The sequence below is a fragment of the Salsuginibacillus halophilus genome, from assembly GCF_003014715.1.
Lineage (GTDB): Bacteria > Bacillota > Bacilli > Bacillales > Marinococcaceae > Salsuginibacillus > Salsuginibacillus halophilus.
The window spans coordinates 63,021-75,035 of record NZ_PYAV01000005.1 but is presented as its reverse complement, the minus strand read 5'-3'; the positions used below and the strand labels follow the sequence as shown (position 1 = coordinate 75,035).

12 protein-coding genes are annotated in these 12,015 nt (G+C 48.5%); all 12 read right to left on the bottom strand.

Annotated features, from left to right (window positions below; translation table 11 throughout):
• Positions 1-892: 892 nt before the first annotated feature.
• The 12 genes from B0H94_RS05500 to B0H94_RS05445 all read right to left on the bottom strand — a co-directional run bounded on the left by B0H94_RS05500 (position 893) and on the right by B0H94_RS05445 (position 11,878).
• Positions 893-1,825, bottom strand: a complete 933-nt coding sequence (locus tag B0H94_RS05500; RefSeq protein ID WP_245893913.1) for an ArsA family ATPase — start codon at positions 1,823-1,825, stop codon at positions 893-895.
• Between the two features lie 13 nt (positions 1,826-1,838).
• Positions 1,839-2,108 carry a cory-CC-star protein gene (locus B0H94_RS05495; protein WP_245893912.1) on the bottom strand — a complete coding sequence of 90 codons (270 nt, stop codon included), beginning with the start codon at positions 2,106-2,108 and terminating at the stop codon, positions 1,839-1,841.
• 21 nt (positions 2,109-2,129) lie between these two features.
• Positions 2,130-3,863, bottom strand: a complete 1,734-nt coding sequence (locus B0H94_RS05490; protein WP_106588256.1) for a carbon starvation CstA family protein — start codon at positions 3,861-3,863, stop codon at positions 2,130-2,132.
• Between the two features lie 172 nt (positions 3,864-4,035).
• Positions 4,036-4,440 carry a bifunctional adenosylcobinamide kinase/adenosylcobinamide-phosphate guanylyltransferase gene (locus B0H94_RS05485; RefSeq protein ID WP_181315279.1) on the bottom strand — a complete coding sequence of 135 codons (405 nt, stop codon included), beginning with the start codon at positions 4,438-4,440 and terminating at the stop codon, positions 4,036-4,038.
• On the bottom strand, positions 4,383-5,009 hold the full coding sequence (locus B0H94_RS05480) for a histidine phosphatase family protein (RefSeq protein WP_106588254.1): 627 nt from the start codon (positions 5,007-5,009) through the stop codon (positions 4,383-4,385). The genes B0H94_RS05485 and B0H94_RS05480 overlap by 58 nt, the downstream gene beginning before the upstream one ends.
• A complete protein-coding gene (gene cobS, locus B0H94_RS05475) occupies positions 4,961-5,722 on the bottom strand; it encodes an adenosylcobinamide-GDP ribazoletransferase (protein ID WP_106588253.1) in 762 nt (253 codons plus the stop codon). Before cobS ends, B0H94_RS05480 begins: the two co-directional genes overlap by 49 nt.
• Positions 5,723-5,735: 13 nt before the next feature.
• The gene (locus B0H94_RS05470; RefSeq protein ID WP_106588252.1) at positions 5,736-6,260 is read right to left on the bottom strand and encodes a bifunctional adenosylcobinamide kinase/adenosylcobinamide-phosphate guanylyltransferase; all 525 of its coding nucleotides are present in this window, start codon (positions 6,258-6,260) and stop codon (positions 5,736-5,738) included.
• Positions 6,254-7,336: a threonine-phosphate decarboxylase CobD gene (gene cobD, locus B0H94_RS05465; RefSeq protein ID WP_106588251.1), complete on the bottom strand. Its 1,083-nt coding sequence runs from the start codon at positions 7,334-7,336 to the stop codon at positions 6,254-6,256. The genes B0H94_RS05470 and cobD overlap by 7 nt, the downstream gene beginning before the upstream one ends.
• Before the next feature lie 13 nt (positions 7,337-7,349).
• Positions 7,350-8,315, bottom strand: coding sequence for an adenosylcobinamide-phosphate synthase CbiB (cbiB, locus tag B0H94_RS05460; RefSeq protein WP_106588250.1), 966 nt, complete (start codon positions 8,313-8,315; stop codon positions 7,350-7,352).
• On the bottom strand, positions 8,315-9,790 hold the full coding sequence (locus B0H94_RS05455; protein WP_106588249.1) for an adenosylcobinamide amidohydrolase: 1,476 nt from the start codon (positions 9,788-9,790) through the stop codon (positions 8,315-8,317). Before B0H94_RS05455 ends, cbiB begins: the two co-directional genes overlap by 1 nt.
• A complete protein-coding gene (locus tag B0H94_RS05450) occupies positions 9,787-10,857 on the bottom strand; it encodes a FecCD family ABC transporter permease (RefSeq protein ID WP_427909929.1) in 1,071 nt (356 codons plus the stop codon). Before B0H94_RS05450 ends, B0H94_RS05455 begins: the two co-directional genes overlap by 4 nt.
• Positions 10,820-11,878 carry an ABC transporter substrate-binding protein gene (locus tag B0H94_RS05445; RefSeq protein ID WP_106588248.1) on the bottom strand — a complete coding sequence of 353 codons (1,059 nt, stop codon included), beginning with the start codon at positions 11,876-11,878 and terminating at the stop codon, positions 10,820-10,822. Before B0H94_RS05445 ends, B0H94_RS05450 begins: the two co-directional genes overlap by 38 nt.
• Positions 11,879-12,015 lie beyond the last annotated feature (137 nt).

The window sequence follows — 12,015 nt, the reverse complement described above, 5'->3', positions numbered from 1 at the left end:
AACTTTCGTTGACTGCGCACTTCGGCGGACGTTTGCACCCGGAGGTCACAAAGGCGACACCGGTTTGATCTGCGCTGACGCTTGACCTCACCGTGTCTTCTTAGCCTCTTTTACCTCCTCCATTTCCTCGGCAGTAGATCACTACCTGCAGGATTTTCTCTCTCGTTGTTCTGCGCAGGCGTCGCTGCTGGTGCTCGTAAACCTTGCGTAATTTAATGGTCATAAATGGTAGAGATTTTTTGATGAAGCAATATCTACATGAATAAATCTCAACACTTGTCATAAGAGGATAAAATCGAACAATGAACGTAACCTTTACTTCAGACGGACGCTTTCCCGAGGGCTTGCCTTCAGCTAACTTGTTCGAATAAAAACCTTTCGAACAAGTGGATCTTCAGGCTGCGCTTGATCCTCTGGGAGTCGCCGTCTTTCGTTTTGGTTACTTTTAAATTTTGTGGATCATCAATCATTTCGAATGGATATTGTTCGTTTTATTGCTCATGAAACGTCATGATGAAATTGACTCACATATATGAAAACTTGAAAGTCTTAAGTTCAGTCTTTTTACGAAGATAGGGCGTTGTTAAACCTCAATACGACAGTAACGCAGGCACCTTCAAGTAAGATTGCCTTTGCGCACGAAACGTTCCCATATTGTATTTACGCACAGCTTTCTTAAACCCACTAGGAAAAGCAGCAGTCGAAGCCCTTGCAATGAGTGTTTTTTTCACGGGAAAGCGTCCGTCGGTAGTGTTGGTCACGTTCATGATTTTTCGGTTTTGTAGGGCAGCCGCGGCTCGTAGCAGTAAGCTGCGCGTGAATGATAGGTTGTTTACGTTGTCGACAACATGACAGGTTCTCCGAGTTCATCGGAGAACCTGTCATGTCTGCTTTAATTTGAAAATGCTTTTGACAGCTTTTCTAAGTCACCAATCGATCGAACGTCTTGATCTAACATCGGTAAATAGACCAAGGTTTGGGATAAGAAACGGTTTTGAATGATATCAAGATATTCTTTTTCCTGGCTGCGGCGGTTTTGAAAGAAACTGCTATCATCAGCGGCTTCTGGCAGACATTTGTTTACCACAATTTTATCAACCGTCAAATTCGTCTGCTTTAACAACGCTACAGCCCGTTCAGTTTCTGCGATTGGGAGTTTTTCTGGCACAAGTACGTAATGATACCGGGTGATTTCAGGGTCGAGCAACTCTTTTCGTGCAGCAGAAAACTTATCTTTACGTTCCATTAACACCCGGTAAATTGGATCTTCCACCGGTTCACCATCATTTAACCAACGAGCGTGGGAATCGTTAATACTCTGCCGCTTCTGCAGCATGCCATCCACCCACGCTTCCATCATTTCCGGCAGCGACAATAAGCGTAACGTGTGACCGGTCGGAGCCGTATCAAACACAAGTAAGTCATAATCCTTGCCTTCTTCTAATACGAGCTCAACAATCCGGTCAAAAAGCGCTGCTTCATCAGCCCCTGGCGAAACCCGTGCCATCTCCATCTGCCGGTTAACTTCATCGGTTAAGTGAGACTTTACCAATCCGGATAAGTTCGACTTTACTTTCTCAATATAGCGTTTTGACTCTTCTTCCGGATCAATCTCCATCCCCCATAAGTTGTCGGTTAACTTAGCAGCACCGCCGCTTAACTTTCGCTCGAATAAGTCGCCCAAGTTATGAGCAGGATCTGTGGAAACGAGCAGTGTCCGACGTCCATCTGCCGCTTGTTTTAATGCGTAGGCGGAGGCGGTGGAGGATTTCCCCACACCACCTTTACCGCCAAAAAATACAATACGTTCCTTTATCGACTTCACATTAACCCTCATTTCAACAACAACGAATTCCATCAAGGGGGGATTTCTCCATCCCCATCCGCAAATGCCATTCATGGAAACGTTCGATCATCTCCGGATACAGCTCCAGTGTGTAATACGAGACTGGGTTCGGTACGCCGAGAAGTTCCGAAAAGCAGAGCAGCAGAAATACATCTTCTTCATCCCGGAGCTCACGTTTAATTTCAGCATCATGCTGGAGCCGGATCACCCGGTCGTAATAGTCGATTAACTTCATCAGGTGATCTTTCATCGGAGGTGTCATTTACGCTTCTCCTTTGCAGATTTATTCATCAACATCAATGCCGTGCCGGTCTTTACGGAATACAGCTACCGCTTCAAGTAAAATCCAGACGGCAAATACCATAATGATTGAACCAAGCGCAAACAAGAGGATATCTGGATTTTCACCAAACATTGACCATTCAAACACGACTTGGGTGACCATCGCCCAAAGCGTCATACAAAGCAAGAATACCATAGGGATAAAGGAAACGAGGAAATTACGTCCCTTCGCCCGCAAATAAATTGTAATTAATAAGAGAGTGATACCGGCTAAAAGCTGATTACTTGTGCCGAACAACGGCCATAAGAGATAACCACCTGCTCCAAGTCCCCGGTCGTCCCCTGGCATTAATACAAGTGCTGTACTCGAACCGACAGCAATACCTGTAGCTACATGCTTTTTCGTTAAGCTTGGAAACTTATATTCCTGACCGATTTCAGAGATGATATAACGCATGAGCCGTACTGCTGTATCAAGGGTCGTTGCTGCAAAGCTGACGACGATGACAGCAACAATTGTTTCCGCTACCCCAGGCGGAATCATTAAGCCGCCGGCAAGCTCAGCAGCGCCTCCAACAAAGTGGGTTAAACCGTCAGCATTCGCAACGGCATAATCAGAGTAAGCTGTTAAAAATTCGTCCTGTGTCGAGAAAGCTGTGACAACCGCAATGATTGTAATTAAGGCAAGTGTCCCTTCACCTACAGCACCAAAATACCCTACAAAACGCGCATCCTTTTCATTGTTTAATTGTTTGGAGGTCGTACCGGAAGCCACTAAACCGTGGAACCCGGAAATCGCTCCGCACGCAATGGTAATAAACAAGATTGGAAACCAGGAGACATCGCTGACATCACGGGTCGCCGGAGCAGTAACTTCCGGTGTTGTAAACAATAGACCGAGATACAATATCGCTAAACCAACAACAAGTTGGTGCGAGTTAATATAATCCCGCGGCTGCAAAAGCTTCCATACCGGCAGCGTTGAAGCGATATATACATAAATCATTAAAACGACAATCCACGTTAAAAAGGCAAGTGATGTCGCATCTAAACCAAGTGGTGTAACATTGCCTTCACCGCCGTAATAGCTGACTAAATCAATCTGCAGCGCCGGGATGTTACTGGCAAGCACTGCACTGGCATACATCACAAGTAGTGCAGCAAGCGACGGTAAAAGCATATTCTTACTCCGCCGGTGCACCTTATACCCGATCCAGATCGCAAGCGGAATCTGCATAAATACGGCGACAACACTTGATGGGAAAGTGATAAATAAGTTGGAAATCACCCAGGCAAATACTGCATTAACCATCAACACTAAAATTAAAATAATAAATAAAAACAAAAGTTTTGCCCGCCGACCAATTAACCGGTTGGCTAACGTACCAATCGACTGACCTTTATTTCTAGCCGACAAAACTAAAGCCCCGAAGTCGTGAACCCCGGCTGCAAACACTGTACCTAAAACAACCCATAAAAAGGCCGGGAGCCAGCCCCAATAGACTGCCATTGCCGGCCCGACAATCGGCGCTGCTCCTGCCACCGATGTGAAATGGTGGCCCCAAAGCACAAACTTATTCGTCGGTACAAAATCAACGCCGTCACGAAATTGATGCGCAGGCGTTACAGCGTCTGGATCTAAGCGGTAGATCCGTTCAGCCACAAGTTTTGAGTAATAACGGTAGCCTAAAAAGAAAACAAGCATCCCTACTAATGCCAAAACTAAGCCGTTCATAAGCGATTGCCTCCTCCACTATGTATGTAAATAATCACGATTGAGACTTACTCCCTAATCGTTTCCAATCCATTATATACATAAGTTATGGAATTTTCGAGCAATTCAGTATTGCCATTCCAAAATTAGGAGGAATGTACTAAAGCGCTTTCAATTTGGAGTAAAAGGTTGACTATTTCAGCTGCCGACACAGCCCGTGCCATACGTGATGGACTTCTTCTGCCTCATGCGCGGCATCTTGAGCCATCCATCCGTTTGCATCACGAAAAAACCGGTCCGCTTGTTCAAGCGGCACGATGCCCCGGCCGGCCTCTTCCATGATTAAAATCACCTGCCGGCTCTTAATTGCTTTCAATTCCTTCAGTTTTTCTCGAAATTGCAGGCGCACCTGTTCTGGCGTGCTACCGCAGGCAATTCTTGCTTGAACCCACACGTCCCAGCCATCCACAATCATTGTCTTTTGTTCTTTTGCGTTCAACTGATCTTCTTCAGCATGAAGCCAGATGCCGTCAGCTTCCGCTAAAGATGCGGCGATGTTACGTTTTCCTGACCAGGCACCGCCCACAACGAGCTGCATCGCCATCCTCCTTCCTCTGCTTCTAACCTCATCGCTAAACCTTCGCCGGCCGGGATCTTGGTGTCCCAAAAACCATGATCCTCTGAAAAACGGCTTACAACTCTCCGGATAACCCCGCCGTGTGCAACAATTAACAGTTTTTCTCCACCTGCCTGAACAAGCCGCTCATCCACAAACTCATCCACACGACGTACAAAATCTATCCATGACTCCCCAGCCGGCGGTGTCTCCTCGCATGGATCATCAACCCACCGACGGTAGCGATTGTCTTCTTTTAATTCATCGTATGTAAAACCTTCAAAGCCGCCGAAGTGCAGTTCACGCAGTCTCAAGTCTTCTATAAACGGCTGCGGTGCCACTTTACGAAGCGTTTCATTCGTACGCTTCATCCCACTTGTGTACACTTCGGTAAACGAGGTGAAAACAAGCTCATCCGCTAAACGCGTTAGTGCTTGATCAGCCGCCGGATCAAGCGGCTGATCGGACCAGCCGAGATACCGCTTTTCTAAGTTCCATGCAGTTACACCGTGACGAATGAGATATAGATCCACACAATTGCGAGTCCCCATAATTCGCCTCCTTCAATTGCTGCTCCTGTGATATCGCCATTTACACCGCCAAACTTTTTCAAAGCCCAGCGCCCTAACAATAGAAGGAAGAGGGCACCTGCGGCCACAAGCCAAACGTATTCAAACATCAATATGAATGCTAAAACCACCGGCCAACCGGCGATAAACGCATCTCCGCGCGTTGTATGAGACTGCCACATATGCGCAAGCCCTGATGAGGAAAGCGGCGGCATCGCATGCAGTAAGATGACTGCCTGCCACCGGGCGAGCGCCGGCAGCAACGTTAACGCCAATAGGCCGGCACTTCCTTCTAAGAGTAGTGCATAGAGAAGGCCGCCTTTCCAAGCAAATAGGAACAACAGCACAATCACACCGTAAGCCCCGGTATTTGGATCTTTTAAAATGCGTTGTTTCGTTTCAAAGCTACCATTTGAACCGGCGGCATCCGCCACATCCGCTAAGCCGTCTAAATGAAGACCACCACTCAACCAAACCCACACCGTTAATAGAAGCAGTGCTAACAGCGGCAAAGGCAGTACCGGGAGTAAAAGGAGCGCAAGACCGCTCAGTATCAACCCGAAAACGATGCCGACAAAAGCATAACTGCGCAGCGCCCAACGCATCGTTTTTTCGTTCCATGGAACTTGAATAGGGATCGGAAGCCGCGATAAAAATTGAAAGGCGAGCACCCCACCGTAAACGGCTTGTTTCACAAAACCCCCTCCTTCATTGTGCTTTCCATTCGAGTGGAAGCCCTGCAATCATTTGAACAGCACGATCAGCTTCACTTGTTAGCTTGCGGTGCAGAAGCTGTAACGTATGTATGTACTGCTTCGTCCGTCGGTCATGCGGGGGCACCTCTTCATTTACGTCATTAGAAATAATGATCAACGTTAAGCCTCTTGCTTCAGTCACCTTAAGCCACTCGTTAAGTTCATGTTCTAGTTCATCCGGCATGCGGTTGCACATAAACATCATGCGCGCAAGCCACGTCGTTAAACAATCAAACAAAACGACATCTCCAGGTTCCGCCTCATGTAATACGGCCTCCGGCTCAAACGGCGCTTCACGCGTCTGCCATGATGCCGGCCGCTCTGCTTGATGACGGGCGATTCGTTCATCCATCTCATCATCATACGCGATTGACGCCGCATAATAATAGACACACTTTTTTTGTGCAAGCTGCGCGGCCAAATCTTCTGCGTAACGATTTTTACCTGATCTCGCCCCGCCGGAAACAAAAATCAGCATTGTTTTCTCCTCCACGCGTGCAGCACACGGAGTAGTTCATCATTTTCTTCCAGCGAACGTAGCGCAAAACGGATGTGAGAGCCGTTCAGCCCTGGAAATGTATGCGTATGCCTTGCAGCAATGCCGGATTGAAATAAAAATGTGAGCAGCTCATCTGTCCCTTGAGGTGCAAGTTTATCTTGGAGGAGATAAAAGTTCACCACAGACGGAGAAACATTGAAATGAAGCGCCTCAAGTTCCCTTTTCATGCGCGGGAGCTCAGCTTGTAACCATGCCTTGGTACGTCCAAGAAATGCTTCATCTGCACACAATGCCGGGGTGATCTTGCTTGCCAATGCATTTACACTCCAAGGCATCTGCCCTGCGGCTAATTTTTCAATCATTACCGGGGCAGCTGCCACTCCGCCAATACGTAGGCCGGGAACAGTAAACACTTTCGTGAGCGAACGTAGAACAATAAGCGATGGATGTGTATAGATCCAAGAAACAAGCGAATCTGATTCAGATAAAAAATCGATAAACGCTTCGTCTACAACAACAGTCGTTTCCGACGCTTCTGCAGCGATGAGTAACTCCATCATCTCGCTTTGAGCTGCGAGTGTTCCCGTCGGATTATTCGGCCGGCAGAGAAAAACAACATCTGTCTCTATGATGTGAGCACGGATTTCCGTTAGCGGCAGGCTCCAGCTGTCGAATTCTTTCATATTAATGTGTCTGACGCCAACACCGTAATGCCGGCACGCCTGTTCATACTCTGAAAACGTAGGCTGCACGATAAGAGCGCTCCCACCGGCAAACAAGCGAGCAGCAAGAAAAATCGCTTCTGCCCCGCCATTTGTAAGCAGCACTTCCTCGAGCTTGACGCCCATCATTTCGGCTAACGCCTGACGCGCCGCTTCGTACGACGGCTCTGGGTAAACGTTAATACTGCTTAATTCGGCATGCACCGCACTATGAAGCCAGGCCGGGGGTCCAAGTGGGTTTAAATTAGCGCTAAAATCATACACCGTCTCCGCCGCCGGGGCAAGCTGCTGCCGGACACTTTCCGGCTGTCCTCCATGTTCCGGCCATTCCATCGCAGTTCCTCCTTTAACTTAGCCAAATAAATATAACGAGCACAACTGCCGTAAAAACAACCCAGCCGCCGTGCATATACCAAACTGTTCGCCGGATGTCTGCAGCTGCAAGCGGCCGCGACGCTTCTCCAAGAAGAGCCCGGTGGGAAACTTCACCTTCATACATGTTCACTCCGCCAAGCTGAACACCAAGGAGTCCCGCAACCATCGCTTCACCCCAGCCGCCATTTGGGCTCGGGTGCTTCGGTGCATCCCGCAGCGTAATTCGTAACGCCAGGATCCGCCTGCTTCCTGGTATGACCCACGAGGAGATCCACATCGTAAAAGCTGTCAGCCGGGCCGGCAGCCAGTTCACAGCGTCATCAAGCCGGGCAGAGGCCCAGCCGAACGCTTGATACCGTTCATTCGGATAACCGACCATCGAATCAAGCGTATTAACCGCCCGATAAGCAAATGCAAGCGGCGCTCCACCTACCGCAGCCCAAAATAACGGCGCTGTAATCCCATCCGATGTGTTTTCTGCTACCGTCTCAACGGTCCCGCGTGCAATCTCTCCTTCATTTAAGCCGTCCGTGTCACGACCGACAATCCAGCTAAGCCGCTCCCTCGCTGTTAACAAATCTCCTTCACGAAGCGGTGCATATACGTGAAGCGCTGCCGTTTGCAAACCACGAATCGCGATTGTCGTCCAAACAAAGTACATATGACAGAATAGAAACAACAGCGGATGAACCCAATAAGCTGCGAGTAAAACGATAATGGCAACAACCGCTGCCCCTAAAGGTACAATGAGCGCGAGCGCACAACCTTTCAAACACCGTCGGCGCCCGCTGTTCAAGCTGCGTTCCAATCGTTGAATAACTTTACCCATCATAATAACAGGGTGTGGAATCCGCTTTGGATCACCTAATATCAGCTCAAGTGCGACAGCTCCAATAATGGTATAAAAAATAAGGGAAAACCACGCGTGCTCAAGCATTAGGCGCGGCCTTCCCGTTCATCATATTTCTTCAGTGCTTCACAAACGGCTTCATACACAACCTCACCAATCGCACGGCCTACCGCTGTGCCAGATCCAGCATACGGTGTCGCTTCACCGCGCTGGGTGGCCGCAAGCAGTACGCTGTCTGTCGAAGTGCCCGTTGCCGTGGTTTGGGTCGCGCCGTCTTTTACACCTTGGTCGTGAAGCGCCTTTGTCTTCGCTTCTGTCATGGAAGCGATCCCGTTGATGAGCGCTCCATCGGTTAAATGCGCATCAAGAAACAGCATCATGTTGATAGTACCCACCTCAAAGTTCTCCACGTTCGTATCCTGGGCGGTAATATCCACAGCGTTTCCAACACCGGCGGTCACAGCCGCCAAAAGACGAATGCCATGACGCTCATCTTCTACAAACACAGCATCTTCTGTCCGCACCGCTGTCATCATACCTGCTGCTTGCGCAGGAGGTATATCAAGCTCATTCATCCACATTTCCACATCTTCCGCCGGAGATTCACTGTTGTAATGCTTTTCAACATGGAAGTTGCAAAAATGCTTCAGCCAATCAATCCCGGCACCGGTCACACTGCTGCTCGCTGCCCTTACCGGGGCATTAAAAGTAACATGGACGTGTCCAGTGGTTTGTTCAATGCTATATTGCCGGCGGAAGTCATCCGGTTCAAGAGGTGCATCCTCAGGCTTTGGCACCATTAACAGCTGGGGTTTTGCTACATCCGGATGGGGCTGGGTGCGCACGTTTACTTCATAAACATGCTGCAGCTGCTCTTCATCACGAAGAACGTCGACAGAGCCCACATCTTGAAAACGACCTTCATGAAGCAGTGCAACCCGGTCGGCATAAAGTGAGGCTACGTTTAAATCATGTAGAATCGCAAACACTGTAACGCCCCGTTCAACCTGCCACGTTTTCAGCAAATCGAGCAGTTCAAATGTATGCTTAATATCTAAATGATTTGTCGGCTCATCAAGCAGTAAAATTTCCGGTTCCTGAGCGAGCGCTTTAGCTAAAAGCACCCGCTGCTTTTCACCACCGCTGATCATACGAAAGCGGGTGTTACGGAACTGTTCGGTGCGCGTTAAATTCAGCACCTCATCAATCACCCGTTGATCCTCAGCTGATAACAATTTCAAAAAACCGTTTTGATGCGGGTAACGTCCAAGCCGGACGACTTCTTCCACAGTGTAGTCAAACGAAACCTGTACTTCCTGGGATAAGACCGCCATTTTCTTTGCTTTATCGAGTTTACGCATCTTTTCTAAAGGCGTACCAGCAATCAATACCTCACCTGAAGTTTTCGAGAGACGTCCGCTTAACAAGTGGAATAATGTGGTTTTTCCGCTGCCGTTAGGTCCGAGCATCGCAAAAAATTCGCCGCGCTCCAAGGACACATTAAAGTTTTGAATGACAGGCGTATCCGGGTAACCACCGGAAAGCTGTTGTACTTCGATCATGGACGTACGCTCCTTCCTAACCGCTCCCGCACGAGCAGAAGCGCAAATACCGGTGCACCAATTAATGCAGTGACAACGCCGATCGGAAGCTCCTGTGGCGCAATAATCGTACGTGACAATACATCGGCAAGGACGAGAAATCCTCCGCCAACGACCATTGATACCGGTAATACGTGGCGGTGATCCGGTCCGGTTAATAACCGGACAAGATGTGGAATCACAAGCCCGACAAAACCAATTGACCCGGCAGCAGCTACAGCCGCACCGGTTAAGAGCGAGGCGCCTACTAAAATGAAAACTTTACCTCGCTTCACATTAACACCGATATGATCTGCGGCATCTTCACCTAAGGCAAGGGCATTCAATTCTCTGTAATGCGTAATTAATAACAATGCACCAACTGCCATAAACGGCAGCATTAACTGCACATAGCTCCAGCCCCGCATTCCGACACTGCCGTACAGCCAATAAATAATTTGTGTCATTGAATTTTGATCACTTAAAGCGATAATCAATGAAATGATTGCACCGATAAATGCACTCACAATAATGCCGGCAAGAATAATGGTTTCAATTGCAAGGCTCCGGCTGCTCAGCTGCACAAGACCAAACACGAGTAACAGCGTCCCCATCCCTGCAGCAATTGCGACAACCGGTAGTGTGAAATCACCTAGTCCTACAATCGTAAAATTGAAAAAGATCACTATGACTGCACCAAGTGCAGCGCCGGAGGAAACCCCAAGCGTATAAGGATCCGCAAGCGGGTTTCGTAACAGGCCTTGAAAAGCAGCCCCGGCGAGTGCGAGCGAAGCGCCGACACAAAGGGCAAGCAGCACCCGTGGGAGGCGGATACCCCAAATGATTGAAAACGTGTTGTCTTCCACATTCTGAAGCCAACCGAGCCCTAGTGATTTTTCAAAAAGAATATGCACAATGGTCGGTATCGGGATGACGACACTGCTGATCATTAACCCTGTTAAAGCAGCGCCGATGGTAAAAAGCAGAGCTGCTGCGTAAAAAGAAAGTATTTTAGTCCGCGAAGACATCCGGATAAACTTGCTCAGCAAGTGTTTCCACTCCTTCAGCTAAGCGGGGCCCTGGGCGGACGACCGTATTTTCCTCTACTTGATGTACCCGTTCATTTTCAATCGCAGGAACATTCTCCCACCCTTCACGATCTGCCACTTCTCCAAAGAGGTCATCGGCATGATAAGTTGTAATAATAACATCCGGTTGACGCTCAACCGCTTCTTCTTCTGTCACAGAAGCCCAGCCTTCTAAATCTTCAGCTGCATTTTCAGCGTTGATCGTCTCAAGCATTTCATGCATGAACGTGTTTGTTCCGGTCGTGAAGATCTCAGGGGCCGGGGCGACTTCCACCCATACCTTTTTCTCCTCTTCTACTTCTTCAGCCTGCTCACTGATCGCCTCGAACTGCGCTTGCATATCTTCAATCGTTGCTTCAGCATTTTCTAGTTCACCTGCAGCTGTACCCATCAGTTCAATTTTGTCATACACACCATCAAACGAAGTTTCATCGTCAATCACAACAACATCTGTACCCGCTTCTTCAAACTGCTCCAGCGTCCCTTCATGGCTTTCATAATGGTAGCTCGTTGCAAACAATACATCCGGGCTCTTTGACATGATTAACTCTTCATCAATTTCCTGTCCTCCGACAGTATCAATATCTTCGGCTTCTTCCGGGTAGTCGCAGAAATCGGTTACACCAACAATATTGTCACCCGCGCCGATTTCAAATAATGTTTCTGTGAAACTTGCCTGTAAGGAAACAATCTCTTCCGGCGCTTCATCGATGGTGACCTCTTCACCTGTGTAATCTTCTACCGTTACCGGAAATTCCCCATCTTCAACCTCGTCCTCGGCTTCATCGTCTTCGGCTGCTTCATCCTCGTCGCCTTCATCACCGGCTTCTTCCTCATCGATATCTTCGTCAGCCGCTTCCCCGCCTTCTTCTACATCCTGTGCCACATCGTTTTCTTCCGCTCCACCGCAAGCTGTGAGCGCGACAGCACAAGCGAGCCCTGTAGATAAAATCATACCTTGTCGTTTGTTCATTCGTTTCATATCGATCTTCCCCCTATGTTTTTCGAACACAAAAAAAGCGCCATCCCTCGTATGAGAAGCGCTTAATGCACGATCATCCTCCGTTGTACTCTTCAGTCTCTTAAGTACATACGTAGCAGTCCGCTGCATTAAACATG

Bases quoted from the DNA above. Each gene is read 5' to 3' on its own strand.
- cbiB (WP_106588250.1), bottom strand. From the start codon at position 8,315: ATGCTTGAGCACGCGTGGTTTTCCCTTATTTTTTATACCATTATTGGA.
- B0H94_RS05490 (WP_106588256.1), bottom strand. From the start codon at position 3,863: ATGAACGGCTTAGTTTTGGCATTAGTAGGGATGCTTGTTTTCTTTTTA.
- B0H94_RS05495 (WP_245893912.1), bottom strand. From the start codon at position 2,108: ATGACACCTCCGATGAAAGATCACCTGATGAAGTTAATCGACTATTAC.
- B0H94_RS05445 (WP_106588248.1), bottom strand. From the start codon at position 11,878: ATGAAACGAATGAACAAACGACAAGGTATGATTTTATCTACAGGGCTC.
- B0H94_RS05480 (WP_106588254.1), bottom strand. From the start codon at position 5,009: ATGGGGACTCGCAATTGTGTGGATCTATATCTCATTCGTCACGGTGTA.
- B0H94_RS05470 (WP_106588252.1), bottom strand. From the start codon at position 6,260: ATGCTGATTTTTGTTTCCGGCGGGGCGAGATCAGGTAAAAATCGTTAC.
- B0H94_RS05455 (WP_106588249.1), bottom strand. From the start codon at position 9,790: ATGATCGAAGTACAACAGCTTTCCGGTGGTTACCCGGATACGCCTGTC.
- cobD (WP_106588251.1), bottom strand. From the start codon at position 7,336: ATGGAATGGCCGGAACATGGAGGACAGCCGGAAAGTGTCCGGCAGCAG.
- B0H94_RS05485 (WP_181315279.1), bottom strand. From the start codon at position 4,440: ATGCAGCTCGTTGTGGGCGGTGCCTGGTCAGGAAAACGTAACATCGCC.